The following is a 25,132-nucleotide window of genomic DNA, read 5'->3' as shown; positions in this document are numbered from 1 at the left end:
GTCAAGATGTTTCCCGGGAGGAGAATTTCCGTGTCTGTGGTCCCCATCATCGACGTCGCCGCACTCAAGGGAGGCGACGAAGACGCCAAGAACGAGGTCGGAAAGGCACTCGATCGCGCAGGGCGTGAGATCGGCTTCTTCCAGATCGTCGACCACGGTGTGCCCGAGGACGTCATCACCGAGATGTATCGGGTGTCCGACGAGTTCTTCGCCCTGCCCGACGACGAGAAGCAGCGGGTCAGACAGCCCACACCGGATGCCGTGCGAGGCTACTCGTCGGTGGGTCAGCAGGCGTTCTCCTACAGTGAGGACATCGCGCAACCGCGTGATCTGCATGAGAAATTCGACGTGGGCCCGGTCGATGTCGATCGCACCGACCCATACTTTTCCCCGGATCTCTCCGGACCGCACTTCCTGCCGAACTCCTGGCCGGAGCGGCCGGAGGGCATGGAAGAGATCTGGACCCGGTATTTCCGCGAGATGAACGATCTGTCCCGCCGGTTGATGGGTGCCTTCGCGCGCGGTCTCGACCTCGACCCGGAGTTCTTCGCGGCAACCATCGACCGCGACATCAGCATGCTCCGGGCGATCAACTACCCGCATCTGGACCAACCCCCGCTTCCGGGTCAGATGCGGGCAGGCGCCCATACCGACTACGGCAGTCTGACCATCGTGCGTCAAGAGGATGCGCCCGGAGGCCTGGAGGTGTTCACCCAGGATGGGGACTGGGTGCCGGTGCCGGTGGTGCCCGGCGCGTTCGTGGTCAACATCGGCGACCTGATGGCGCAATGGACCAACGACCTGTGGATCTCCACCCGCCACCGGGTCCGGCCGCCGACGCCTGATGATTCGGGCGACACACGGCGGATGAGCCTGGTGTTCTTCCACCAACCCAACTACGACGCCGTGATCGAATGCCTACCGAGTTGCGTCGCCGCAGGCGAACAGCCACGCTACGCACCCATCACCTCTGGTGATCACCTGACCCAGAAGTTCGAGAAGACCATCTCGTTGGCGGGCTGATGACGATATCCACCGATGACACCTTCGAGATCGAATTACGTTCGAGCGGAGAGGTATTGACCGTGCCTGGCGACCGAACGGCATTGTCGGTGCTGTTCGAGGCGCGGGCAGGGCTCGACTCGAATTGTCTGCGCGGGGAGTGCGGAGCGTGCGTACAGACCGTGCTCGCGGGCACCCTGGACCATCGCGACACCGTCCTGTCGCCGCGGGCCAGAGCCGCCGGAAAGAGATTCATTCCCTGCGTCAGTCGGGCCGTCGGCAGGCTCGTACTCGACCTCTGACGCGACCCGACGTTGTGCGAACCGGAGGTTCGAATGCCCGATGTCCATCTGTCATTTGCGAGCATCATCACCGACGACATCGTCGGGCTCAGCAACTTCTATGCCGACCTCCTGGGCCTCGAGGAGGTGGTGTCGCTGCGATCAGAGCATTTCCGCGGGTTGGCCATGGGCGAGACCATCCTGGGTTTCAGTACCCCGAAAGCCTATGAGCTGCTCAATCTCCGAGCGCCCGCAGAGGTGTCGGGAACAGTGCAGTTCCTGACCTTCGAGGTCCCCACCGAACCCGAGGTCGACACACTCACCGCAGCCGCAACGGCCGCCGGAGCCCAGTGCGTCGCGGCTCCGCAGCGCACGTATTACGGTGCGTGGCAATCGGTTCTCCTCGACCCCAAGGGAAACGCCTTTCGCGTCAACCACCTCGGGGGCGACCATCTCGGGATTGCACCCCATGGAGTCGATGACGACTCGGTCTGAGTGCGCTGCACTCGTGCACATCATCACCGACAAGGGCGTCGGGCGGATTCACGCATCAACACCGTCCCGGCCCTTGCCGGACAAGGAGTGACAACAATGGACATGTTCACATGGCAGCGCACCGACGGGCGCGAGGTGGTGGCACCGAAACAGCGGCTACCGTGGCCCGGCACCATCGGCATCGGGCTGCAGCACGTGGTCGCGATGTTCGGTGCGACCTTCCTCGTTCCGGTACTCACCGGTTTCCCGCCGGCCACCACCCTGCTCTTCTCCGGCATCGGAACGATTCTGTTCCTGCTGATCACCCGCAACCAGTTGCCGAGTTACCTCGGATCGAGTTTCGCCGTCATCGCGCCGGTCACCGCGGCCGCCGGTTCCCACGGGCATCCCGGCGCCCTTGGCGGCATCGTGATGGTCGGAATCATGGTCATGATCGTCGGTGCCGTGGTGCATTTCGTGGGAATCGGCTGGATCGAGAAACTGATGCCGCCCATCTGCACCGGAGCGATCGTCGCGTTGGTCGGCTTCAACCTTGCGCCGACAGCCAAAGCGAATTTCGAGAAGGACCCGGTCACCGCGTTCGTCGTGCTTCTGCTGATGTTGTTGTCGCTGGTGCTGTTCCGCGGTTTGCTCGGTCGACTCGCGGTCTTCACCGCGGTGGTGGCCGGATACCTCATCGCATTGGCGCGCGGCGAGGTGGACACCTCGGCGATCGCCGGGGCAGGTTGGTTCGGGTTGCCGCACTTCACCAGTCCGTCGTTCCACTTCTCGCTGCTGCCCATGTTCATCCCGGTGGTCCTGGTGCTGGTCGTCGAGAACATCGGCCACGTCAGGTCGATCAGTGCGATGACCGGCACGAACAACAATCGCCACATGGGGCGTGCGCTCTTCGCCGACGGCCTGGCCACCACCATTGCGGGCAGTGGTGGCGGCACCGCCACCACCACCTACGCCGAGAACATCGGCGTCATGGCGGCGACCAAGGTGTACTCGACCGCCGCGTATTGGATCGCCGGCCTGGCGGCAGTGCTGTTGGGCCTGTGCCCGAAGGTCGGTGCCGCGGTCGCCTCGATCCCACCCGGTGTGCTCGGTGGGGCGACCGTCGCCCTCTACGGTCTCGTCGGCATCCTCGGTATCCACATCTGGGTCATCAACCGGGTCGACTTCTCACAACCCATCAATCAGTTCACCGCGGCGATCGCCCTCGTCGTCGGGATCGCCGACTTCACTTGGACCATCGGTGATCTCAGCTTCGGTGGGATCGCGTTGGGAGCCATCGCCGCGGTTGTTGTCTACCACGCGATGCGAGTGATCGGGGGATGGCGCCGGACGGTCACCCCGCAGCCCGATCCGACTGCAGTGGACCTGGAGATCGAGGTGCCTCGCACGGACGAGTCGGCACGATCGACGACCGATTTCGAGCCCGCCGAAGGGTCGGTGCATCGCCAACGGACGGGTTCGGTCGACCGATAAGCATGCGAATCCGTTTCGTCGACAGACAAAAGGGTCGCGCTCGACGGTGGCCGCGCACGGTCATGCCGTGATACCGATGAAGCAACCGCACATCACCGTGCGGATGGTGACGAGAAAGGCCGGTGGGTCGATGGTGGACCGCGTTGACGTCGTGGAGATGAGCGTCGCAGAGATACTCGATGCGCTCGAATCCGGTGTCGTGACGAGTGTCGATCTGGTGTGCGCCTACCTCAACCGGATCGCGTACTACGACCGGACCGGTCAGTGTCTGCACGCCATCGCCGTGCTCAACCCGACTTGTCTCGACGAGGCCGCCGACTCCGATCGTCGCCGGAGGTCCGGAGCGGCCGGGCCGCTCGAAGGCGTCCCGTTCACCGTGAAGGACAGCTACAAGGTCAAGGGGATGACCGTGGCCTGCGGTTCGCCCGCGTTGGCCGACGTCGTCGCGGGAGAGGATGCCGCCACGGTCGCGCAGTTGCGTGCTGCCGGTGCGGTGCTGCTCGGCAAAACCAACATGCCGCCGATGGCGGCCGGCGGTGTCCAGCCCGGCGTGTACGACTACGCGCGCAGCCCATACAACCCGGAGTTCCTCACCGCCGCATATGGTTCCGGGTCGTCCAATGGCTCCGGAACGGCGGTTGCGGCAAGTTTCTGCGGCTTCGGGATGGCCGAGGAGACGGTGTCGTCGGGGCGTTCGCCGGCCTCCAACAACGCGCTGGTCGCCTACACGCCATCCCGGGGGGTGCTGTCGATCCGAGGCAACTGGCCGTTGCGTCCCACCTGCGATGTGGTTGTGCCGCATACACGTTCGGTCGACGACCTGCTGATCCTGCTCGATGTGTTGGCGGTCGGCGACCCGATCCGCACCGGCGACTTCTGGCGAGAGCAGACCCGCGTCGCCTTACCCGGCCCGGAGGAGGTCCTCCCGCAGCCGGTCCATCGTCCGCGACCGAGTCGACTCGACGGCGTGCGGCTCGGTGTACCGCGAATGTACATCGGCGAGGACCGTGTACCACTCGACCCCCCGGTGATCACACCGTCGGTTCGTGCGTTGTGGGACAGGGCATTCGGTGATCTGCGCGCGCTCGGTGCCGAAGTGGTGGAAGTCGACTTTCCCGTCGTGTCGAACTATGAGCAGGACCGTCCGAGTGCAGACGGGCTGGCCGAACGTGGCGTCGTCCCACCGAACTGGCGTGCGCTCGAGGGTGGCACGATCACCGCGATGGCACTTGATCAATTCCTGCGGGAGAACGGCGATCCCGCGTTGAACAGCTGGGCCGATGTCGACGGCGACACGGTGTTTCCCACCGACGATGCGCCGGTGGCGGTGTGGATCACCCGTGCGCGTGGCGGATTCGACTGGCAGCGGCTCGCCGAACTCGTCAAGCACGGGCTTCCGGAGTCGTACGACGAGGTGGCAGGCATCGACCATCTGTTACGTGGACTCGAGCAGGCGCGCACCGCGGACTTCGAGGACTGGTTGACCGAAAATGGCTTGGACGCAGTGGTATTCCCGGCAGCAGGGGGTGTCGGTCGCGCCGATCTGTTCTCCCGGACCGAGAGTCGTGAGGAGGCCATGCGCAACGGCATCGTCTATTCCAACGGCAACCGGGTGCTGCGCCACCTGGGCATTCCGAGCGTGACGGTGCCGATGGGGGTCATGGGCGACATCCAGATGCCGGTCGGACTGACCTTCGCCGGAGCGGCCTACAGTGACGACAGGTTGCTCGATCTCGCGGGCGCCTATGAGGCCGCGACGACGCGTCGCGAACCCGCGTTCCTCACGCCGACGTTGCCCGCCAATCAGATCGAACCCGCCGCTGAAGTGGGTGACGGCGGATCGCCGGTGCCGACGTACTCGGTCGACATCGGGCGTACCGACCGCTCGTGGGACGTGAAAGTTCTTGTGACTGAACCAGAGTCGGGGACCAAGACCAAGCAGACGGTCAGCGTGTGGGCCGACGGGCACTTGTTGCGACCGGTCGAAGGCGAGTCCGGGCTCCACCGCGGGGTGGTATCGCTGAGTCGCAAGCGGCTCGCCGACGAGATGTTGATCTTGGTGAAAGTCGGTGACACCGCCGCGATGAGCATCGAACCGCTCGATCAGGCTTTGCCGTCGATCCGTACCTGACCGATCGCGAAGACCCCGACGGCGACCGCGAGACACCCGATCGCGACACCGACGCCCAGTATCGGCAGGGAAGCGGCGGTGACCGCGCAGAGCATCGTCACGCCGGCGGCCACGCGAGGTGCCACCCGAAGTCGCCGCGTAGCCTTCGGGGCCATCCACCGACCCCAGCAGGCCCCGATGAGCAGCAAGGTGGCAACGGCCAGGCCGACCCCGCCGATCGGGCCCGCCACCCGGGCGCCCCAGTGGTACCCGGCTGCCGCGGTGCCCGCCCAGAGAGAGACCTCGACGGCGAACACCCCGGCACCCCAGAGGTACTCCATGCCGTGGAGCGGCAATGGCGTGACGGCGTTCGAACGCGGAGAACGGGAGTTTTCGAGAGCGGTGCTCTTGGTCATGTCCTGAGTATCCGTCCCGCGAACGTTCATTGCAAGAGCGGTGCTCTCGATTTCTGGGCGCCCGTACCCGATCGATGAAATGCGACGCACGATCGACCGAAATGGGCGCACGGTCGACGGGTTTTGGCGCCCGGTCGGCGGGGCGCAGGGGGTTAGGTGCGCCTAAGCCTTGCCATATATGCGTAGTCACGCATATATTGACGGGGCCATGGGACACTCACATTCACACTCCGCCGCGTCGTCGCACTCCCACAGCCATTCGCATGTGGACGTGACCAATGCGTCGCAACGTCGTATCTGGCCGATGGCAGTGGCCGTCGGGCTGATCGGGTCGTACTTCGTCGTCGAACTCCTGGTCGGCATCGCGGTCAACTCTCTGGCGCTGATCGCCGACGCCGGACACATGCTCACCGACGTCGTCGCCCTGGTCATGGGCCTGATCGCGCTGCTGCTCGCCCGCCACGGCAAGGCCACCGACACCCGGACCTTCGGCTGGCACCGCGCCGAGGTGTTCACCGCGGTCGCCAATGCGGTCCTGCTGATCGGCGTCGCGGGTTTCGTCCTGTACGAGGCGATCGAGCGCATCGGCTCCGACCCCCAGGTCCCCGGTCTCACCCTGATCGTCGTGGCGTTGGTCGGCCTGGCCGTGAACGTGCTGGTGATGTTCTTGTTGCGGGCCGATTCTCAGGAGTCCATCGCTGTTCGTGGCGCCTACCTCGAGGTGCTGGCCGATGCGGTCGGCAGTGTCGGGGTACTCGTCGCCGGTGTCGTGGCGCTGACCACCGGATGGGGTTACGCCGACATCATCGTGGCGGTCGGCATCGCGCTGTGGGTCGTGCCGCGCGCGCTGCGGCTGGCCATCGACGCCCTCCGCATCCTCAATCAGCAGGCACCCACCCACGTCGACGTCGACCAGGTGCGTCGCGAGCTGTCCGAGATCCCGTCGGTCACCGATGTGCACGACCTGCACGTCTGGTCGCTGACCACGGGAATGGACGTCGCCACGGTGCATCTCGGCAGTGACCGTCCCAATGCCGAAGTGCTCCCGGCCGCGCAGGCGGTGCTCTCACGCCATGGGCTCGGTCACGCGACTGTCCAGATCGATCCCGCTGACGATCAGCACCGGTGCTCCGAGGACCTCAACTGGTGAGCTCGGTCGTGGCGTGACGACGGTTCGTTCGGCGTAACACTTGCCCGATATGTGACGAATGTCCCTGTGACGTGGCCCCACAGGAGAGCAGGTATTCGCATGAGCATCGTCGCACGTATCGCCACGGCCGTCGCCGTGTCGGGAATCGCCTTGGGCGCCGCCGTCGTTGCGCCGGGTGACGCGCAGGCCGCAACGCCGCGCGACTGCCGCATCTACAACTACTGGGCCGGGGCGTCGGTGAATTGCCCGGCCGGTGTCAAGGTGGTCCTCGAACTCGACTGCGTCGGGGCGGGCCGCAATTCCGGTGAGACACAGGGCGTCCGGATCTTCTACCACCGCACCAGCGCCCTGACCGATCGCAGCGGGTTCGCCGCCACCGACTGCGGTCAGGGCAGCTACATCGGCACGGGCGTCAACACCCGCAGCTGGGTGTGGGCGCCGAGCACCTACTGGGAACGGGTGAACTGACCCGGCGTCGACCGGAGTCGCAACCAACGGAGCCCGACCAACCGCTGCCTAGCGCCGCCAGAACAGGAAGGTGTCCCACCCCCACCCGGCCAGACCGGATGGGACGCCGGACAATTCGAACAGCCAGAAGATCAGGTCGAAGAACGCTTTGTTGAGCTGCGGGATGAACAGCAGGGCGAAGATGATCAGGAAGCCGTACGGTGCGACGGCGGCAGCGCTCTGCCGGGTCTGCGGCGAGAGATAGGGCTCGATCGCGTTGTAGCCGTCGAAGCCGGGCATCGGGATCAGGTTCAGCACGGCGGCGGTGATCTGCAGGAACGCCAGCATCGCCAGTCCGTCCCACAGATTGATGCTGTCGGGGTTGGTGACGAACAAGCCGATGGGGCTGTCGACGAACGGACCGAACCCGCGGATGACCCCGAGCAGGACGACGGCGAGCAGGATGTTCATGGCCGGACCGGCCAGCGACACGATGGTGCGCTGTGCCTTGGTGAAGCCGCGCTCGTTGAGGTACACCGCCCCGCCGGGAAAACCGATGCCGCCCAACAGGATGATGAGCAATGGCAACCCCAGCGACAGGCCGGGATGGGTGTAGCGCAACGGATTCAGGGTCAGGTATCCGCGCAACTCGGCGTCGCGGTCGCCGAATCGGTAGGCGGTGACCGCGTGGCCGAACTCGTGCAGACACAACGAGATCACCCAGCCCGCGAGCACGAGCAGGATCACGCCGAGGGTCGCCTTGCCCGACGAGCGATCGGAGCCGGCGGTCGCTGCGAGCCAGCCGCCGAGCACCGCCACCGCGATCAGGGCGAAGAACACGACTCCCGGCTGGATGGCACGGGCCATCTCGGTCATCGTCGGGTTGCGGCGTCTGCCGAAGGCGGGGCCGGTCATCGGGGGCACACCAGGTTGAGATCCACGTGATGACGGTAATAGGTGGATCGTTTGACCACCCGATCGGTGAGCACGCCCTCCCGCTCGACGACGATGTTGGTGCCGCCGGTCTGGATCGCCCGACCGTCGTGCCATCGGCCTCGCCGGGTCCAGCGGCCCAGCGTGCCGGTCTCCAGCCGTGCCCGCAGACCCGGCTCGTGCGATGTGGGCTCGATCCGGATGCCGCGGACCTCGCCGGTGAACAGCCGGACGCTGTCGACATAGCTCTCGCCGTGCAGTTGCGCACCCTCGGCGCCGAGATGCCGGGCCTCGCCCACCAGCACCGTCGCCGCGTCGTCGCGGATCAGCGGCAGCGCCACGGCGTCGCCGTGTTCGGCGAGATCGCGGGCCGCCGACCCGTGCGGCAACCCGTAGACACGGGTCGCGGCGGTGGGTCGATCAGCCACGTAGGCGACCTCGACGTCGAGGCGTTCGGAGAGCATCAAAGCGGCGATGACCTGCGCGAGGTGCGCGTCCGGGTGGGTCGACGACCCCCCATCGGCACCCGTCGGCTCGGCCGCGGGTTCCACGATCAGCCGGGTGACGGCGGGGTCGGCGACCCGCTGCGCCACCGCGTCCCGGATCGCACGGCGAGAAGTGGTCGACGCCGACACCTGCGACGACGTGATGACCGCGAAAGACATGGGAATAGGGTATCGAGCTGCCCGAACCAGTAGGGTTGTCCCGGTTGCGAAGGCAAGCGGAAGGGCGGAAAGAGAACATGGCCGCGATCGTGCTGATCGGCGCTCAGTGGGGCGACGAGGGCAAGGGAAAGGCCACCGATCTCCTCGGCGGCAAGCTGCAGTGGGTGGTTCGCTACCAGGGCGGCAACAACGCCGGACACACGGTGGTGTTGCCGAACGGCGAGACCTTCGCGCTCCACCTCATCCCGTCGGGCATCCTCACCCCCGGCGTCAACAACGTCATCGGCAACGGTGTCGTCGTCGACCCCGGCGTGCTGCTGACCGAACTCGGCGGTCTCGAGGACCGCGACGTCGACACCACCGGGCTCCTGCTCTCCGCCGACGCCCACCTGCTGATGCCGTACCACGTGGCCATCGACAAGGTCACCGAACGCTTCTTGGGCAACAAGAAGATCGGCACCACCGGCCGCGGGATCGGCCCCTGCTATCAGGACAAGATCGCCCGTGTCGGGGTGCGCGTGGCCGACGTCCTCGACGAGAAGATCTTGGCCCAAAAGGTCGAGGCCGCACTGGAACTCAAGAACCAGATCCTGGTCAAGATCTACAATCGGCGCGCTCTCGAGCCCGAGCAGGTCGTCGAAGAAGTACTCGCCCAGGCCGAGGGTTTCAAGCACCGCATCGCCGACACCCGGCTGCTGCTCAACCAGGCCCTCGAACGCGGCGAGACCGTGTTGCTCGAGGGCTCGCAAGGCACCCTGCTCGACGTCGACCACGGCACGTATCCCTATGTGACGTCCTCGAATCCGACCGCGGGCGGCGCAGCGGTCGGCGCCGGGATCGGGCCCAACCGCATCACCACCGTGCTCGGCATCCTCAAGGCCTACACCACCCGTGTCGGGTCGGGGCCGTTCCCGACCGAACTCTTCGACGAGTGGGGCGCCTACCTCGCCAAGACCGGCGGCGAGGTCGGCGTCACCACCGGACGTGCCCGCCGCTGCGGATGGTTCGACGCGGTGATCGCTCGCTATGCGACACGCGTCAACGGCATCACCGACTACTTCCTGACCAAACTCGACGTCCTCTCCAGCCTGGAAACGGTGCCCATCTGCGTCGCCTACGAGGTCGACGGCGAGCGCGTGGAGGACATGCCGATGACCCAGACCGGCTTCCACCACGCCAAGCCGATCTACGAGGAGATGCCGGGCTGGTGGGAGGACATCAGCAACTGCAAGACCTTCGATGAGCTACCGCGCAACGCCCAGGACTACATCCTGCGGCTCGAGGAACTCTCCGGGGCCTTCATCTCCTGCATCGGCGTCGGCCCGGGCCGTGATCAGACGATTGTGCGCCGGGCCATCGTTTGAGCGCGGTGGCGTTGGCGGCTGGTGGTTTCGCGTCGTCCGCAGGGCCATCGTCTGACTGCTGGAGCGTCGGCGGCTTGCGGTTTTCTGACGGATTCCGTCGTGTAAACCGAGAACTGCTGCGAATAGCTCCGTAATCAGTCTCAGAATCTGCGGTTTCCCGAGCACGGTGTTGCGTCGGAGGCTACCCTCATGAGCAGTGGGCGCCATCCGGGCTGCCCTGCGAACGAGGAGAGTGTTCCGATGGCCCTGTACGCCGTCACCGATCCCGCGACCGGTGAGGTCGTCAAGGAATATCCGACCGCCACCGACGAGCAGGTGGGCGCCGCGATCGACGCCGCCGCCGACGCCTTCGCCACATGGTCGAAGAACTCGACGGTCGCCGAGCGCGCCGACCTCATCCGCAAGGTCGCGCAGTTGCACACCGAGCGCAAGGACGAGCTGGCCGCGATCATCCAGCGCGAGATGGGCAAGCCGCTCGACCAGTCGGTCGGCGAGGTCGAGTTCAGTGCCGCGATCTACGAGTACTACGCCGACAACGCCGAGAAGTTCCTCGCCGACGAGCCGATCACGCTTCTCGAGGGCGAGGGGTCGGCGTTCATCCGCCGCAGCGCCGTCGGCGTGCTGCTCGGCATCATGCCGTGGAACTACCCCTACTATCAGGTCGCCCGCTTCGCCGGCCCGAACCTGGTGCTGGGCAACACGATTGTGCTCAAGCACGCCCCGCAGTGCCCCGAGTCGGCCGCGGCGCTGCAGCAGATCTTCCTCGACGCCGGATATCCGGCCGGCGCGTATGTGAACGTCTACGCCACCAACGAGCAGATTGCCGACGCCATCGCCGACCCACGGGTGCAGGGCGTCTCGCTGACCGGGTCGGAGCGTGCCGGTGCCGCCGTCGCCGAGATCGCCGGTCGCAATCTGAAGAAGGTCGTCCTCGAACTCGGTGGGTCGGACCCGTTCATCCTGCTGTCCACCGACGATCTTGACGCGACCGTCTCCGCGGCCGTCGACGGCCGGTTCGAGAACACCGGGCAGGCCTGCAACGCTGCCAAACGGTTCATCGTCGACGAGAGCATCTATGACGAGTTCCTCGGCAAGTTCACCGAAAAGGTCAAGGCAGCCGCGCAGGGTCTTGCGCCGCTGTCGTCGCTGGCTGCCGCCGAACGTCTGGAACAGCAGGTCGAGAACGCTGTGAAGGCCGGTGCGACACTGGATTCCGCGGGCGAACGCTCCGGCGCGCATTTCCCGCCGGCGGTGCTCACCGGTATCGATCCGGAGTCGCCGGTGGCCAAGGAAGAACTGTTCGGTCCGGTCGCCACGGTCTACAAGGTCGCCGGTGAGGACGAGGCCGTCGCGGTCGCCAACGACATTCCCTTCGGCCTGGGCTCGTATGTGTTCACCACCGACTCCGAGCAGGCGCTGCGCGTGGCCGACAAGATCGAGGCCGGCATGGTGTTCGTCAACGCTGTGGGCGCCGAGGGCGCCGAGTTGCCGTTCGGCGGTGTGAAGCGTTCGGGCTTCGGACGCGAACTCGGCCGTTTCGGCATCGACGAGTTCGTCAACAAGAAGATGATCCGCGTGAGCTGACGAACGCTCACCTCAGACACGCTGAACCCATCGGACACGCTGACCCATCAAAGACGCTGCGGCGCCGGACGCGAGAAACGTCCGGCGCCGCGGCGTTTGATGGTCAGTAGGCCGGGGTGGTCGTCGTCAGCGTCGACTGCGAGTCGGCCGACGGGGCAACCGGAGCGGGCGACGCGGGATCGCTCGTGGCCGGGTCATCGGAGGTGGGGTTGTCACTCGACGGATCGTCGCTCGACGGAACCTCCGATGTGGTGCTGCTCGCCGAAGAGCTCGCGCTCTCCGGCGCGGACGTTCCGGCACTCGACGACGCGGCACTCGATCCTGCTGACGCCGATGCATCCGACGAACTGCTCGCCACCACGGCCGGCAACGCCACCGTGGTGTCCGCCGCCTTGCGGATGTTGGCCGCGGCCGCGGTGACACCGCTGGTGTTGGTGGCACCGTTGGCACTGACGACCTGAGCCTTGTCGGTCACCGGCGGATTCTGGCGCAGAGCGTTCAGCAGATCGTCCTTGCCGTCGGTCAGGCTCCGGCCCCAGTTGTCCCAGTCGTGGCCGCCGTAGTTGGGCAGCGAGATCACCGATGCCCCGGACTGGCCGAGCTGCAACTGCATGAGCACCGTCGAGACCGCCGAGAGCATCTCCAACGCCATCGCACTGATCTGATCCTGTGGTGCGAGCTTGGCGGCCTCGGCCGGCGTCAGGAAGCCGTTGCCCGAGGAGATGATCAGGACCTGCCCGTTCTGCTTGAGCTTGTCGACGTTGCGCGAGGGATCGTTGGCCGCCCACTGCGCACTACCCGGCGCACCCCACATGTTGAGGATGCCGTTGGTGTAGTTCGACACGATGGTCTGGGAGGCGAGGACACCGAGAGCGCCGATCGGGTTGTCGAGCTGGTAGTAGCCCGACATGGCCTGCACGACCTTGAACTGCTCGGGGTGCTTCTCGGCCAGGGTGACCGCCGGTCCTGCCGACATCGACAGGCCCACGATCGCGTTGCCGGTCTTGCTCACCCCGAAGTTCTGCGACAGATAGTCGGGCAGCTCCGAGGTCAGGAAGGTCTCCTGCTTGATCGTGGTATTCGCGCCCGCCGGACCGTTCCAGTCGGTGTAGAACGACGACGCGCCACCGGCGGGCATCACCAGCGTGGTGTTGGAGCTGGAGTCGTAGACCTTCGCGGCCTGCACATCGGTGGTCCACGCCGACCGCGAATCCACCGCGCGCATCCCGTCGAGCAGGTAGATGCCCTGCGTGCTGTTGTTGGAGGCGCGGATCTGGACGACGATGTACTTGTTCATCGACGCCGACCACACCTTGCAGTTCTGCACGTAGTTGCCCGACGAATCCCACGTGCAGCCGGGCCGCAAGACCTCCGGGTGCCCGACCAGCGCCGAAGCCCGATTGCCGCCCGACATCAGCGAGCTCAGCACGTACAGGCTTATCGTCAACGTCGCGATGAGGGCCACCACGATCAACCGGCGTCGCCGACGGCGGGGCGCCGGGGTCGGCGCCTGCGGTGGGTGAATCATCCAGTTCGCCGCGATCGACGAGTCGTGGTCGTCGCCCGCGGTGCGGGTGTCGTCGTCGGAACCGGACATGAACACTCCTGCCATCAGCCGGCGCCGAGAGGGATGACGCCGATACCGTGAGGATCGCTCACGACCTGGCGCGGCGTTACATCACCCGGCGCGCCTCACGCCGACAGGTGTTCGTGAACGACCAGCGGGCGGGGGTCGGCGTCGAGGTCGAAGGCCACCGTCTCGCGTTCGGACAGCGTGGTGCCGTCGGCCAGCGTGGTCGACACCCGATGGGTCACGATCGCGACGGCGCCGACGACGAGTACGCGCCGATCGCTGCTCACACACGTGGCGACACCCCAGCCCTCAGCACGCCAGGAACGCCACAGCGCCCGGTAGTCGGCGACGCCGATCGCGGTCCGGTCCTGATCGGGGAAGACCAGCTGGGCGTCGGGGGCGAATGCGCCGAAGTAGGCGTCCTCGTCATTCGCGGCGAACGCGGCCACCAGGGCGTCGAGGGCATCGAGTGCGCGTGCGGTGAGCGTGTCGGTTGTCATGGGGGATCCGTTCAGGTGGGAAAGGGCAGGGACGGTGGGCCGGCCGCTTCAGCGGCGGGGCCCGAGGATCGACAGCATCTCGTAGGCGACATGTGCGGCGGCGATACCGGTGATCTCGGCGTGGTCGTAGGCGGGCGAGACCTCGACGATGTCGGTGCCGACGATGTCGAGGCCGCGTAGGCCACGCAGGGTGTTCAACAGCTCGCGGGAGGTCAGGCCGCCGGCCTCGGGGGTTCCGGTGCCCGGTGCATGCGCTGGGTCGAGGACGTCGATGTCGATGGAGACGTACACCGGACCACCGGCCAGGCGCGTGCGTACCCGATCGACAATGCTTGTCACACCGTCGAATTCGTAGTCATCGGCGCGTACCACGGCGAATCCGAGCGCCGAGTCGTCGTCGAGGTCGGCGGCACTGTAGAGCGGTCCGCGGATGCCGACGTGCATCGAGCGTTCCATGTCGATCAGTCCTTCCTCGCTGGCCCGGCGGAACGGTGTGCCGTGGGTATAGGGCGCACCGAAGTAGGAGTTCCAGGTGTCGAGGTGGGCGTCGAAGTGCAGTACCGCAACGGGTTTCGCGTGTAGGTCGTGCAGCGCGCGCAGCATGGGCAGCGCGACGGTGTGGTCGCCGCCGAGGATCAGCGGGGTGGCGCCGTCGGTGCCGAGGGTTCTCGCCGCGGCGCTGATGGTGTCGATGGCCTCGGTGATCGCGAACGGATTGACCGACAGGTCACCGCAATCGACGACCTGCTGCTGTGCGAATGGTGCCACGCCGAGGGCGGGATTGAAGGGCCGCAACAACTTCGACGATGCGCGAATGTGCCCGGGGCCGAATCGTGCGCCCGGCCGATAGCTGACCCCGGTGTCGAAAGGGATGCCGAGGATGTGCACGTCGGCATCGGCGACCTGGTCCCGACGCGGCAGGCGGGCAAAGGTGGCCGGTGCGCCGTAGCGGGGGAAGCGTGCGGCATCGACCTGCCCCACCACCCCGTCGATGACCGGGAACTCGGTGTCGAGACCCGCAATCACGCTGTCACTCACGAGTTCTCCTCCATGGTGTGCTCTTCTGCGGCGATCTCGGTGCGGATCTCGCCGGTACTTGCCGGGTCGGACAGTTCGGGGTGGTCGGTGAGGAGTCGGCGCTCGACGGAGAGATCCTGGTTGCGGGTGAACAGCACGTAGGCTCCGCCCGAGACCAGCAAACCGACGACGAAGGCGATGTCCACCTCGCCCATCGCCGACGCGGCGGGCCCGACGAAGAACGGTAGGTCCATGAACGGGATCTCGGCGGCGATGCCGATCAGGAAAGCGCCGATACCGCGCCAGGGCCACCGGCCGTATACGCCTGCGGGCGTGAACAGGTCGGCGATGACGTAGTGGCCGCGGCGGACGAAGAAGTAGTCGGTGAGGTTCACCGCCGTCCACGGCACCAGCAGGTAGAGCATGATCAGCAGCGCGGTGTTCAGTGATTCGGTGGCATCGGTCAACGCCAGCGACAGCGCCAGCCACACGACGGTCAGGACCAGGATCGTGATCACGCGGAGCCTGCGCGTCGGGGAGATCTGGCGGACCGAGTCGATCGCGGTGACCACGGTCAGCATGCCGCTGTAGGCGTTGAGGCCCATCGTCGCCACCAGCACCAGGGTCGCGACCACCGCCAGGACGCTGCCCAGGCCCGAGATGACCTGATTGCCACCGTCATTGATGCCGCTCAACGCGTCGGAAGCGCCGAGGTAGGTCGCCAGGAACGCGCCCACCGGGATCAGCCACGCCGGCGAGGCGGCAGCGCCGAGGAACACCGAGGCGATGATCGAGGACGGGCGCGTGTCCCGGGGCAGGTACCGCGAGTAGTCCGACACGTACGGGGCGTAGGTGATGTTGTAGGACGCCGCGACCGAGAACTGCACCAGGAACGCCACGAGGGTGAAGCCGCCCGGACCGGCCGGTCCCAGGGACCCGTGCACCGAGCCGGCCAGGATGCCGATCGTGAGAATCAGCCACAGCGGCAACGAGATCCAGAAGAGGATCTTGAACGCCCGGTGCAGTAGGTCGTGGCCGAAGATGGCCAGCGCGGCGGCGATCACCGACATCGCGACGGCGACCACCACCGGGTTCCAGCCGAAGATGGACTGCAGCCCGGACTTGATGATCACGATGTCGACGACGTTGAAACCGACGAAGGTGAACAGCGTGCCGATGAGCGGCAACAGCACTCCGCGATAACCGAATTGGGCTCGGGACTGGATCATCTGCGGCAGTCCGAGGACCGGGCCCTGCGTGGCGTGGAACGCCATGAACAATGTGCCGAAGGCGATACCGGCGAGGCCGGCGACGATGCTCCAGAGCAACGACAACCCCATCGCCGGACCGACGAAGCCCAGCGCGAGGGTGAACGGCTGGAAGTTGCCGACGAACCAGAACGGTCCCTGTGCGGAGACCTTGCCGTGGCGTTCGTCGTCGGGCACGTAGTCGATGGAGCGGGTCTCGATGGCGGGGCGGGTGGTGGCGCGGGCGGTCGGGCCGTCGGCGGGGAGATCGAGGGTCATGACGGGCTTTCGGGTCGATCGGAACACTCGGTGGGTGGCGTCGTCGCCGGTGCATCAAGAGTGCGGCGCACTGACCTGCACCGACAGTGCGAAAATGTCCAATCCGGTCATTACGATTGGGCAATATGTACAACAGTGGGCCCAGGGGACTCCAATGATCACCGTCGGCGACGTCGCCGCAGCGGACGAACTCCACCTGCAGGTGGCGGCCGGAGGGGAGGCGCTCGACGCCGAGGTCACGATGGTGCACGTTTCCGAGCTGACCGACCCACACGAGTGGCTGCGCGGTGGGGAGCTGCTCATGACCATCGGGTTGCTGGTGGAGATGACCGAGCAGGGGTGTCGCGAGTATGTGCGCAACTGCCGGGCCGGTGGTGTGGCGGGCCTGGTGTTGGGTCTGGGCCCGCGCTACGACGCCTGCCCCGAGCCGCTGCGCGCGGCGGCCGCCGAGATAGGTGTTCCGCTCCTCGTGGTCCCCGTCGAGGTGCCTTTCATCGCCATCACCAAGTGGGTGTTCGAAAAGCGGGCCGCCCAGCAGCGACACGATCTCGAGGAGGCGATGGAGCTCAATCGCCGACTGACCGCGGTGGCCACGTCGAGTGCGCCGTTACCCGCGTTGCTGGAGACCTGGGCCGAGGCGTCGAGCGCGCACTGTGTGGTTTGCGACGGTGTGGGTCGGCTGATCGCGGCCTCTCCCGGAGCCTCGGAGCAGGCGCGTACGGAGGCCGTGGAATTGGCGGTCGCCGCCTCGCACGAACCGCCCGGACAGTCGTGGGTGTTACGTGCCGGGCGAGAGATCCACACCGTCGGCTCCGGTGTCGCGCTGGCGTTCATCGTGTTGGACGCCCAACTCAATCCGGTGGCGCGGCATTCGTCGACGGTGCTCGTCTCGCTGCTCGCGCTGGAGGTGCAACGGCGCCATGTCGCCGGCCAACCCGAACGTCAGCGCCGAGGTGCGGTGTTTGCCCAACTGGTTCGTCCGGGCCTGAAACCGGCACGCGCACAACAGCTCGCGGACTCCTTGGGCTGGCGGACGACGCTCGTCGTCGCGGCGGTGATCGCGCCCGCACCCCACGATGCGGACGCGTTGCTGTTCCGCCTGCAGTCCTCCTTGACGGCCGGACTCGTCCGGCCGCACGGGCGGCTCGTGGAGATAGCCCACCCCGAATCCGACGGGCTGCTCGCGACGCTCACCGCGATCGCTCCCGGCACGCCGATCGGATTGGGCGCCCCGGTCGCGGTGGCGTCGTTGCCGGTGTCGTTGACCCAGGCGCGCTCACTGGTGGGCGCCAGCGAGCGCCTTGGTCGGCCGGTCGATGCGCGCGAGGGCCGCACCGTCGAGCTGCTCATCGGGCTCGGCGAGCCACGGCTGCTCCGCGGATTCGCCGACGCCGTGCTCGCCCCGATCGATCAACTCGAGGAGCGCGAGCGCGTCGAACTGATGCGGACCCTCGAGGAGTGGCTGCGCGTCAACGGCGCATGGGACCCGGCGGCAGCCCGGTTGTCGGTGCACCGCAACACCGTTCGCAATCGGATCGATCGCATCGCGACGCTGTCGGGGCGCCGGCTCGACGACGGCGAGGACCGCATGGAACTCTGGCTGGCGCTCAAGGCCCGCTCGGCGCTGCCCCGCGTCTGACAACAGCCCGGTGACGGACTCGGGTATGGCAGGGTAACCCCATGGCACCGAAGCGGGGGAGGCGCGACTACGGCTCGATCCTGCTCGGGTCGGCCAGTGAGAGCGGGTTCAAACAGCGGCTACGTATCCAGACGCTGCTGACCGCGTCGATCGTCGTCGCGAACCTGGTGGGCGCGATCATCGCCATCGCGTTGTCGTCGGTGGGGATTCCGGAGCCGTCGGTGTTCCAGCCCGATCTCTGGTGGGTCAACTTCCTCGCGTTGCCGCTCTACGTCGCCGGGGCGTTCGTGATCGGAATCGGTTGGGGCACGATCGTTGTCGTCCGCGATCTGCGTTGGGCGATCCGGGATCGGCCGCCGACCGAACGCGATGCGCGGCGTGCCCGTCGGGCCCCGTGGCGCCTGGTGAGCATCCAGGCAATCCTGTGGATCGGTGCGGTCATCTTCTTCACCCTCTGTTACGGCATCCCGCATCCCGAACTGATCCCGAAGACGATCTTCGTCGTCGGTCTCAGCGGGGTGGTGGTCGTCGCGATCTCCTATCTGCTGATCGAGTTCTCGCTGCGGCCGGTGGCCGCCGAACTCATCAGCGCCGGATACCGCAGACGCAAACGCAGCGGCGTGCGCAGTCGGGCGATCGTGTCGTGGCTCGTCGGCTCGGCGATCCCGGTGACCGGCATCCTGCTGGTCGTGTTGTTCGGAGCATTCCGGCCCGAGACGTCCAAGGTCGACATGTTCGTCGGTGTCGCGGTGCTGGCGGTGACGGCGCTGGCCACCGGGCTGATCCTGACGCTGTTGTCGTCACTGAGCATCATCGGCCCCATCCGCAGCGTGCGTACCGCGCTGCACCGGGTGGAGGCCGGGGAACTCGACGACGTCGAGGTGGTGGTCTACGACGGCACCGAACTCGGTGATCTGCAGGCCGGTTTCAACCTGATGGTCGGCGGGCTGCGCGAACGAGAACACATGCGCGACTTGTTCGGTCGGCACGTCGGACGCGAGGTCGCCGAGGCCGCTCTGGCCTCCGACCCGGAACTCGGGGGCACCGAGAAGGTCGTGGCCGCGGTCTTCGTTGACGTGATCGGTTCGACGACGCTGGCCGCCGAACGTTCACCCGTCGAGGTGGTGGAGATCCTGAATCGTTTCTTCGGGGTGATCGTCGCCGCCGTCGAGGAGAACAAGGGGCTGGTCAACAAATTCGAGGGCGACGCGGTGCTCGCGATCTTCGGTGCGCCGATCGCGTTGTCGGACTGTGCCGGTGCGGCCCTGGCGGCAGCCCGAACGATCGCCACGCGACTCGGCGAGGAGGTGCCGGAATTGTCGGCGGGCATCGGCGTCAGCCATGGGCCGGTCGTGGCGGGCAACGTCGGTGCGATCCAGCGTTTCGAATACACCGTGATCGGCGACCCGGTCAACGAGAGTGCGCGCCTGTCCGAACTCGCCAAACGAAATCCGCGACACCCGTTGGCATCCGGGCGTGCCGTGGAGGCGGCGCGGCCGGCCGAGCGCGAGAAGTGGCGCGAGGCCGAACATGCCACGCTCCGCGGCCGCACCGAGCAGACCGTTGTCTACGAGGCGGCCGGGGCGGGCGAACCGGTGTCCGACGCGTCCTGACCGCCCGCGATCCGGAGCTGCCGGCGCGCCCGAATGCACAGGTGCGCCCGTGTGCTCAGTGCGTCAAGCCCGGCAGCGCTGGAGCGTTTCCGCAGGTCGGGGCGCTCGATTGGGTGCACGCCCACAACCACTTCATCCAGCTGCTCGCCGAGTTCAGCACGCCGTCGGTGTCGGTGTGGCCCGGTGCGGACGGGGCCGACGGCCCGGGCGCGGTGGGAGAGGGAGCGGCGGGCGCCGAGGCGGAGACAGGGAAGGCCGTGTAGTCCTCGTCGCTGGACTGCCCGGCGGTGGAGCTGCACACGACGTATCCGGCGTACTGGGCGGCGTTGCCCTGGTAGGTGAGCAGGGTGGTGGGGGCAGAGCCGACGGCGACCGTGTCGGCGACGGCCAGCGGGGTGCCCACCCCCGACATGTCCTGGTCGTACTGGTTGTTGAGTGAATCGACCTGCGGCCCTTGGTTTTGCACGCGTGCCGCTGCCCGTTGCGTGCCGACCTGGGCGGCTTGTTCGAGTGCTCCGAGGGCCGAGATCGGATACACGAAGGCGCTGCACTGCCCCTGGCCGCCGGCCAGCGGTGAGTTGTTGACGCCGAAGAGCGTGACCGTGGTGCCGCTCATCGTCCCGGATCCGGCATGGGCGGTGCCGGTGGTCCAGGCGTGGGCCGGCGCCGCGAGGCCCAACCAGGCTGCGCTCGCACAGGTGAGTACTGCCGCCCCCGCGGCCATCCGGCGTCTCATATCGGCAACCTACTGCCGTTCGGCCGGTGATTCGGTTGTGGTCCCATCACGGTTCGGCACAACTTCAGTCACAGGCGCCCCGTTTGAACCAGTTGTCCCACTTGGGATTATCGCGATGATTCCGACCAAGCGGGCCAACCGGTCGTATCGGCGCCCGAGGGATCAGGTGTCGTCGCGGTCGGTCAGACCCTCGGCGAAGTCGAGTCGGCGCAATGCCTTGCGCAACACCTCGTCGTCGATCCGGCCGGCGTCGCGCTCCTCGATGAACACCTTGCGCTGCACCCGCACCAGCTTCAGTCGGATGCGATTGCCTGCGGCGTTCGGGCTCTCACCGATCGCCTCGGGCCCTCGGCCCAGGTCCTCCCAGGCCGTATTGCGTTGTGTCGTGACCCATTTGCGTAAGAATCCGATCTGATGGCGACGGACGTCGTCGGGTGCCATCTCGGCCTCGATCCGGTCGAGCAGATTCTCGGCCTCACGGGTCGCGCGGTCCTGCGCGCCGGCGTAGGCGAGCAACTCCTCGGTCGGATCGTCGCCGGTCACCCCGAGGCGCCGGATCACCCACGGCAGGGTGGTGCCCTGGATCAGCAGGGTGCCGACCACCACCACGAAGGTCAGGAACAGGATCTCCGCGCGCGCCGGGAACGGCTCACCGGAATCGGTGTACAGCGGGATCGAGAACGCCGCGGCGAGCGAGACCACACCCCGCATCCCGGCCCATCCGACGACGAACACCGCGCTCGGCGCGGGCGCCGGTTCGGCGTCGCGCACCTTGCGGGAGAACACCCGCGGCAGGTAGGTGGCCGGGAACACCCAGAGGAAGCGGACCGCGATGACGACCGCGAGGACGATGACCGCATCGATGGTGATCTGCGTCCACGACTGACCGGAGAGCCCGCGGATCAGTTCGGGCAGTTGCACACCGATGAGCAGGAAGACGAACGCCTCGAGGATGGCGTCGATCGATCGGCGCACGGCGTCGTCCTGCATACGGGTGGCGTAACCGAGTCGGACGGAGCGTTGTCCGAGGAACAGCCCGGCGGTGACCACAGCGATCACCCCGGAGGAATGCAACTCCTCGGCGATGAAGTAGGTGCCGAAAGGGACCATGATCCCGATCGCCGTTTCCATCGTCGGGTCGGTCAGCCAGTCGCGGACGCGGGCGGTCAGGTAACCGATCGCCAGACCCACCGCGACGCCGCCGACTGCGGCGAGCAGGAACATCGAGACGCCGTTGACCACCGTCGTGGTGGCGCCGATGGCCGCGGCCAGGGCGACCCGAAGGGCGGTGAGGGCGGTCGCATCGTTGAGCAGGCTCTCCCCGCCCAGCAACGTCATGATGCGACGGGGCAATCCGACGCGGCGTCCGATGGCCTGCGCGGAGACCGCGTCCGGCGGAGCGACGACCGCACCCAGAACCAGCGCGGCGGCAAGCGGGACGTGGGGGATGCGAGCCCATGCGACGAGTCCCACCAGGATCGTCGAGAACAGCGGCAACCCCACCGCGAGCAGGCCGATGGCACGTCGGTTGGCCCGGATCTCCTGATACGAGCTGTCCTGCGCGGCCGAATACAGCAGCGGCGGCAGGATGACGAACAGCACGAACTCGGGGTCGAGTCCGACGTCGGGGAGACCGGGGATCCAACAGATCCCGAGACCGACCGCCACCAACACCAGAGGGGCCGACAAACCGAAGTGGCGGCACAGGGCGGCGATCGCGAGCGATACCGCGGCCACCAGCAGGAGTGATGCACTCACCCGCCTGAACCTACCGGGCGACGATAATGGGCACATGGCACTGTTAGGACGTCGTTCCCGCACCACCGAGACCCGGGCGCAGCCGCCGACCCCGGCGGGTCGGTGTCCCGAACTCGCCGAGATCGGTCTCGACCCCGCCACCGATCCGGCCGCGGCCGCCGGTCACACCGACGAGTGCGAGGACTGCATGGCCATCGGGGAGAACCACTGGTCGCATCTGCGCAAGTGCCTGGAGTGCGGGCATGTGGCGTGTTGTGACTCCTCGCCGCGCCGGCACGCGACCGCGCACTTCCACTCGTCTGGGCATCCTGTCATGCGTTCGGCGGAACCCGGTGAACTCTGGCGGTGGTGCTACATCCATCAGGTGGTCGGCTGAACCGCGAGTTGGTGGGTGTCGGCGCAGGTCACAGCCGTGTATCGAGTGGTGCCACCCGTGCGCGGTGTGGATGACCCACCGATCGGGTGCCACGTAGAATCCACGGAATGACCTCGAACACCGAGAGCAGCGCCGCCTCTGAGGAGCCCTCGCGTCCCGGCGCGCCGTCCCCGCAGGAGTCGCGATCGTCGTCCGCGCCGTCGTCGGCTGCGCAGTCGTCGTCCACGCAGGCGCCGGTGGTCGCGGTGCCGGTGCCGGGGGACGCGCCTGCGGGTGAGCCCGCCGTCGCCCTGCAGAAGCCGGACGCGGTCGCCCAGGCGCCCACGCAGGTGCAGCCGGTTCGTCGGCCTGCGTCCACACCGGTCGGCCCGCCCGACATCCTCGGGACGCCGTTGTCGCCGACCTCGACCCGGGTGATGGTGCTCGGTGCCGGTGAACTCGGCAAGGAACTCGTGATCGCCTTTCAGCGACTCGGCGTCGAGGTTGTCGCCGTGGATCGCTACGAGAACGCTCCCGGACACCAGGTGGCCCATCACGCCGAGGTCATCGACATGACCGACGGCGACGCGGTACTCGCCCTGGTGGAGAAGTATCGGCCGCATTATGTGGTGCCCGAGATCGAGGCCATCGCGACCGAGGCGCTCGGCACGGTCGAGAAGAAGGGGCTGGCCGAGGTCATCCCGACCGCGTCGGCGGTGATCGCGACGATGAACCGTGAGGGCATCCGCCGGCTGGCCGACGAGGACCTCGGGTTGCCGACGTCGCCGTATCTGTTCGCCGGGTCACTCGAGGAGATGACCGTGGCGGTCGGGCAGATCGGCTACCCGTGTGTGGTGAAGCCGGTCATGTCGTCGTCGGGCAAGGGGCAGACCGTCCTCAAGAGCGCCGCCGACATCGAGTCCGCCTGGCAGCGCGCGACCACGGGTGGGCGCGTCGCCGGTGAACGCGTGATCATCGAGGGCTGGGTCGATTTCGACTTCGAGATCACCTTGCTCACGGTGCGTGCCATCGATCCGGCAACCGGACGACTGACCTCCCACTTCTGCGCGCCGATCGGGCACAAGCAGGTCAACGGCGACTACGTGGAGAGCTGGCAGCCGCACGAGATGACCACCGATGCACTGGGTGCCGCCACCTCGATCGCCGCGCGGATCGCCACCGCGCTCGGCGACGGAAAGATCGGTGGCCGAGGCATTTTCGGTGTCGAACTGTTCGTCAAGGGCGACGACGTCTACTTCTCCGAGGTCAGTCCGCGCCCGCACGACACCGGTCTGGTCACCCTGGCCACCCAGCGCCTCAGTGAGTTCGAGATGCACGCACGCGCCATCCTCGGGCTGCCGGTCGACGTGACGCTGGCCTCGCCGGGGGCGTCGGCGGTCATCTACGGCCAGCTCGACGAGAAGGCGATCGGCTTCGAGAATGTCGCACGCGCACTCGCCGTGCCGGAGACCGACATTCGGCTGTTCGGCAAACCCGAGAGCTTCCATCGACGACGCGTCGGGGTGGTCACCGCGACCGCCGACGACGTCACGACGGCCCGCGAACGCGCGGTGCAGGCCGCCTCGATCGTCTCGCCGGTGCCCGGGCGTGAGGCGCGTCGCGGTGCGCCCGCGCCGGTACCGCCGCCTGCTCCTGCGCGCCCGGCCGGACCTCCGCCGCGAGGACCGGTGGGACCGCCGCCAGGTGGGCCGCAGGGTGGACCGCCGCCGGGTATGCCGCCGCGCCCGCAGCCGGGTCAGATGCCTCCCGGCGGGCCGGGGCGCCCTCCGGGCCGTCCGCCGATGGGACCGCCACCGGTCGCACCACCACCGGGTGGCCCGCGTCCGGGTGGGCCTCAGGGTGGTCCGCCACCGGGATCGCGTGGGCCCGGACCAGCGGGAGCGCCGGGCCCGGGACAGCGCCCCCCGGCCGGGCCGGGAGCTCCGCGTCCGGAGGCGGCCGGGTCGGATTCCCCGGCCAAGGTCGAGTAGGGCGGCCGATTCATGCCCCTGTACGGCGAGGTGATCGTCGGTGTCTGTATTGCCGTGGGGCTGTTGGGGATCGTCGTCCCGGTGCTGCCCGGCACCCTGCTGGTCGCGGTGTCGATCCTGGTGTGGGCGATCATCGTCGGCGGCTGGGCCTGGGCGGTGTTCGCGCTCGCCGTGGTGCTGATCGGTGTCGGTGAGATCGTCAAATATGTTGTCGCCGGCCGTGTTCTGCGTCGGCATGAGATCCCCAACCGCACCATCGTGGTCGGCGGGGTGGTGGGAATCGTCGGCTTCTTCGTGGTGCCCGTCGTTGGGTTGTTCCTCGGATTCATTGCCGGTGCACTGGTTTCCGAGCTCGTGCGAACCCGCACGGCCGGCGCGGCGTGGCGCGGTACGGTGGCGGCGACCAAGGCGGCGGCGGTGACGATCGGAATCGAGTTGTTCGGCGCGTTGCTCGCGTCGGGGACCTGGCTGGCCGGGGCGATCGCCCTGTGAGAGCACAGGGCA

The 25,132-nt window shown here is 67.3% G+C and carries 23 protein-coding genes; 14 read left to right on the top strand and 9 right to left on the bottom strand.

The features are described 5' to 3' along the window. Positions 1-30 precede the first annotated feature (30 nt). The 5 genes from J6U32_RS25980 to J6U32_RS25960 all read left to right on the top strand — a co-directional run bounded on the left by J6U32_RS25980 (position 31) and on the right by J6U32_RS25960 (position 5,382). Positions 31-1,023 (top strand): isopenicillin N synthase family dioxygenase, encoded by a 993-nt coding sequence (locus J6U32_RS25980; protein ID WP_244332382.1) that lies wholly within the window; start codon positions 31-33, stop codon positions 1,021-1,023. Then, complete coding sequence (locus tag J6U32_RS25975; protein ID WP_208792787.1) at positions 1,023-1,304, top strand: 2Fe-2S iron-sulfur cluster-binding protein; 282 nt, start codon at positions 1,023-1,025, stop codon at positions 1,302-1,304. Before J6U32_RS25980 ends, J6U32_RS25975 begins: the two co-directional genes overlap by 1 nt. A gap of 33 nt (positions 1,305-1,337) precedes the next feature. Beyond that, positions 1,338-1,778 carry a VOC family protein gene (locus J6U32_RS25970; protein ID WP_208792786.1) on the top strand — a complete coding sequence of 147 codons (441 nt, stop codon included), beginning with the start codon at positions 1,338-1,340 and terminating at the stop codon, positions 1,776-1,778. Positions 1,779-1,874: 96 nt separating this feature from the next. Beyond that, a complete protein-coding gene (locus J6U32_RS25965; RefSeq protein WP_208792785.1) occupies positions 1,875-3,251 on the top strand; it encodes a uracil-xanthine permease family protein in 1,377 nt (458 codons plus the stop codon). A gap of 130 nt (positions 3,252-3,381) precedes the next feature. Beyond that, a complete protein-coding gene (locus J6U32_RS25960) occupies positions 3,382-5,382 on the top strand; it encodes an amidase (RefSeq protein ID WP_432277003.1) in 2,001 nt (666 codons plus the stop codon). Here J6U32_RS25960 and J6U32_RS25955 read toward each other — a convergent pair. After that, positions 5,355-5,777 (bottom strand): YrdB family protein, encoded by a 423-nt coding sequence (locus tag J6U32_RS25955; RefSeq protein ID WP_208792784.1) that lies wholly within the window; start codon positions 5,775-5,777, stop codon positions 5,355-5,357. The genes J6U32_RS25960 and J6U32_RS25955 overlap by 28 nt on opposite strands. Before the next feature lie 208 nt (positions 5,778-5,985). On the opposite strand from J6U32_RS25955, the gene J6U32_RS25950 reads away from it, so the two are divergent. Together J6U32_RS25950 and J6U32_RS25945 are read left to right on the top strand one after the other, a co-directional pair. After that, positions 5,986-6,927: a cation diffusion facilitator family transporter gene (locus tag J6U32_RS25950; RefSeq protein WP_208792783.1), complete on the top strand. Its 942-nt coding sequence runs from the start codon at positions 5,986-5,988 to the stop codon at positions 6,925-6,927. A gap of 99 nt (positions 6,928-7,026) precedes the next feature. Beyond that, a complete protein-coding gene (locus tag J6U32_RS25945; RefSeq protein WP_208792782.1) occupies positions 7,027-7,395 on the top strand; it encodes a hypothetical protein in 369 nt (122 codons plus the stop codon). Positions 7,396-7,443: 48 nt separating this feature from the next. Here the strand turns inward: J6U32_RS25945 and J6U32_RS25940 are convergent, their stop codons facing one another. After that, positions 7,444-8,289, bottom strand: a complete 846-nt coding sequence (locus J6U32_RS25940; RefSeq protein ID WP_208792781.1) for a site-2 protease family protein — start codon at positions 8,287-8,289, stop codon at positions 7,444-7,446. Continuing rightward, positions 8,286-8,972 carry a hypothetical protein gene (locus tag J6U32_RS25935; protein ID WP_208792780.1) on the bottom strand — a complete coding sequence of 229 codons (687 nt, stop codon included), beginning with the start codon at positions 8,970-8,972 and terminating at the stop codon, positions 8,286-8,288. The genes J6U32_RS25940 and J6U32_RS25935 overlap by 4 nt, the downstream gene beginning before the upstream one ends. Positions 8,973-9,049: 77 nt before the next feature. On the opposite strand from J6U32_RS25935, the gene J6U32_RS25930 reads away from it, so the two are divergent. Further along, positions 9,050-10,336, top strand: coding sequence for an adenylosuccinate synthase (locus J6U32_RS25930; protein ID WP_006371889.1), 1,287 nt, complete (start codon positions 9,050-9,052; stop codon positions 10,334-10,336). Between the two features lie 240 nt (positions 10,337-10,576). Then, on the top strand, positions 10,577-11,920 hold the full coding sequence (locus J6U32_RS25925) for an NAD-dependent succinate-semialdehyde dehydrogenase (RefSeq protein ID WP_208792779.1): 1,344 nt from the start codon (positions 10,577-10,579) through the stop codon (positions 11,918-11,920). Between the two features lie 103 nt (positions 11,921-12,023). Here the strand turns inward: J6U32_RS25925 and J6U32_RS25920 are convergent, their stop codons facing one another. The 4 genes from J6U32_RS25920 to J6U32_RS25905 all read right to left on the bottom strand — a co-directional run bounded on the left by J6U32_RS25920 (position 12,024) and on the right by J6U32_RS25905 (position 16,536). Beyond that, the gene (locus tag J6U32_RS25920) at positions 12,024-13,517 is read right to left on the bottom strand and encodes an alpha/beta hydrolase (RefSeq protein ID WP_208792778.1); all 1,494 of its coding nucleotides are present in this window, start codon (positions 13,515-13,517) and stop codon (positions 12,024-12,026) included. Positions 13,518-13,612: 95 nt separating this feature from the next. Beyond that, positions 13,613-13,993: a YybH family protein gene (locus tag J6U32_RS25915; protein WP_208792777.1), complete on the bottom strand. Its 381-nt coding sequence runs from the start codon at positions 13,991-13,993 to the stop codon at positions 13,613-13,615. A 48-nt stretch (positions 13,994-14,041) separates the two neighbouring features. After that, positions 14,042-15,031 carry an agmatinase gene (gene speB / locus J6U32_RS25910; RefSeq protein ID WP_208792776.1) on the bottom strand — a complete coding sequence of 330 codons (990 nt, stop codon included), beginning with the start codon at positions 15,029-15,031 and terminating at the stop codon, positions 14,042-14,044. Then, positions 15,028-16,536 (bottom strand): purine-cytosine permease family protein, encoded by a 1,509-nt coding sequence (locus tag J6U32_RS25905; RefSeq protein ID WP_208792775.1) that lies wholly within the window; start codon positions 16,534-16,536, stop codon positions 15,028-15,030. The genes speB and J6U32_RS25905 overlap by 4 nt, the downstream gene beginning before the upstream one ends. A 154-nt stretch (positions 16,537-16,690) precedes the next feature. On the opposite strand from J6U32_RS25905, the gene J6U32_RS25900 reads away from it, so the two are divergent. Together J6U32_RS25900 and J6U32_RS25895 are read left to right on the top strand one after the other, a co-directional pair. After that, entirely contained in the window at positions 16,691-18,175 is a 1,485-nt protein-coding gene (locus tag J6U32_RS25900; protein WP_208792774.1) for a PucR family transcriptional regulator, read from the top strand. A gap of 41 nt (positions 18,176-18,216) precedes the next feature. Next, complete coding sequence (locus J6U32_RS25895; protein WP_208792773.1) at positions 18,217-19,788, top strand: adenylate/guanylate cyclase domain-containing protein; 1,572 nt, start codon at positions 18,217-18,219, stop codon at positions 19,786-19,788. Between the two features lie 55 nt (positions 19,789-19,843). Here J6U32_RS25895 and J6U32_RS25890 read toward each other — a convergent pair whose 3' ends face one another. Next, positions 19,844-20,524 carry a hypothetical protein gene (locus J6U32_RS25890; protein ID WP_244332378.1) on the bottom strand — a complete coding sequence of 227 codons (681 nt, stop codon included), beginning with the start codon at positions 20,522-20,524 and terminating at the stop codon, positions 19,844-19,846. Positions 20,525-20,686: 162 nt separating this feature from the next. Beyond that, positions 20,687-22,282 carry a Na+/H+ antiporter gene (locus J6U32_RS25885; RefSeq protein ID WP_208792772.1) on the bottom strand — a complete coding sequence of 532 codons (1,596 nt, stop codon included), beginning with the start codon at positions 22,280-22,282 and terminating at the stop codon, positions 20,687-20,689. A 34-nt stretch (positions 22,283-22,316) separates the two neighbouring features. Between J6U32_RS25885 and J6U32_RS25880 the strand changes: the two genes are divergently transcribed. The 3 genes from J6U32_RS25880 to J6U32_RS25870 all read left to right on the top strand — a co-directional run bounded on the left by J6U32_RS25880 (position 22,317) and on the right by J6U32_RS25870 (position 25,120). Next, positions 22,317-22,658 carry a UBP-type zinc finger domain-containing protein gene (locus tag J6U32_RS25880; protein WP_208792771.1) on the top strand — a complete coding sequence of 114 codons (342 nt, stop codon included), beginning with the start codon at positions 22,317-22,319 and terminating at the stop codon, positions 22,656-22,658. Between the two features lie 107 nt (positions 22,659-22,765). Further along, on the top strand, positions 22,766-24,628 hold the full coding sequence (purT, locus tag J6U32_RS25875; RefSeq protein WP_244332376.1) for a formate-dependent phosphoribosylglycinamide formyltransferase: 1,863 nt from the start codon (positions 22,766-22,768) through the stop codon (positions 24,626-24,628). A gap of 12 nt (positions 24,629-24,640) precedes the next feature. Next, positions 24,641-25,120 (top strand): DUF456 domain-containing protein, encoded by a 480-nt coding sequence (locus J6U32_RS25870; protein WP_208792770.1) that lies wholly within the window; start codon positions 24,641-24,643, stop codon positions 25,118-25,120. Positions 25,121-25,132: the final 12 nt, after the last annotated feature.

The sequence above is a fragment of the Gordonia polyisoprenivorans genome (assembly GCF_017654315.1).
In the GTDB taxonomy this organism is placed as follows: domain Bacteria; phylum Actinomycetota; class Actinomycetes; order Mycobacteriales; family Mycobacteriaceae; genus Gordonia; species Gordonia polyisoprenivorans_A.
The sequence above is the reverse complement of the archived record's forward strand: the minus strand, read 5'-3'. Positions and strand labels throughout refer to the sequence as shown.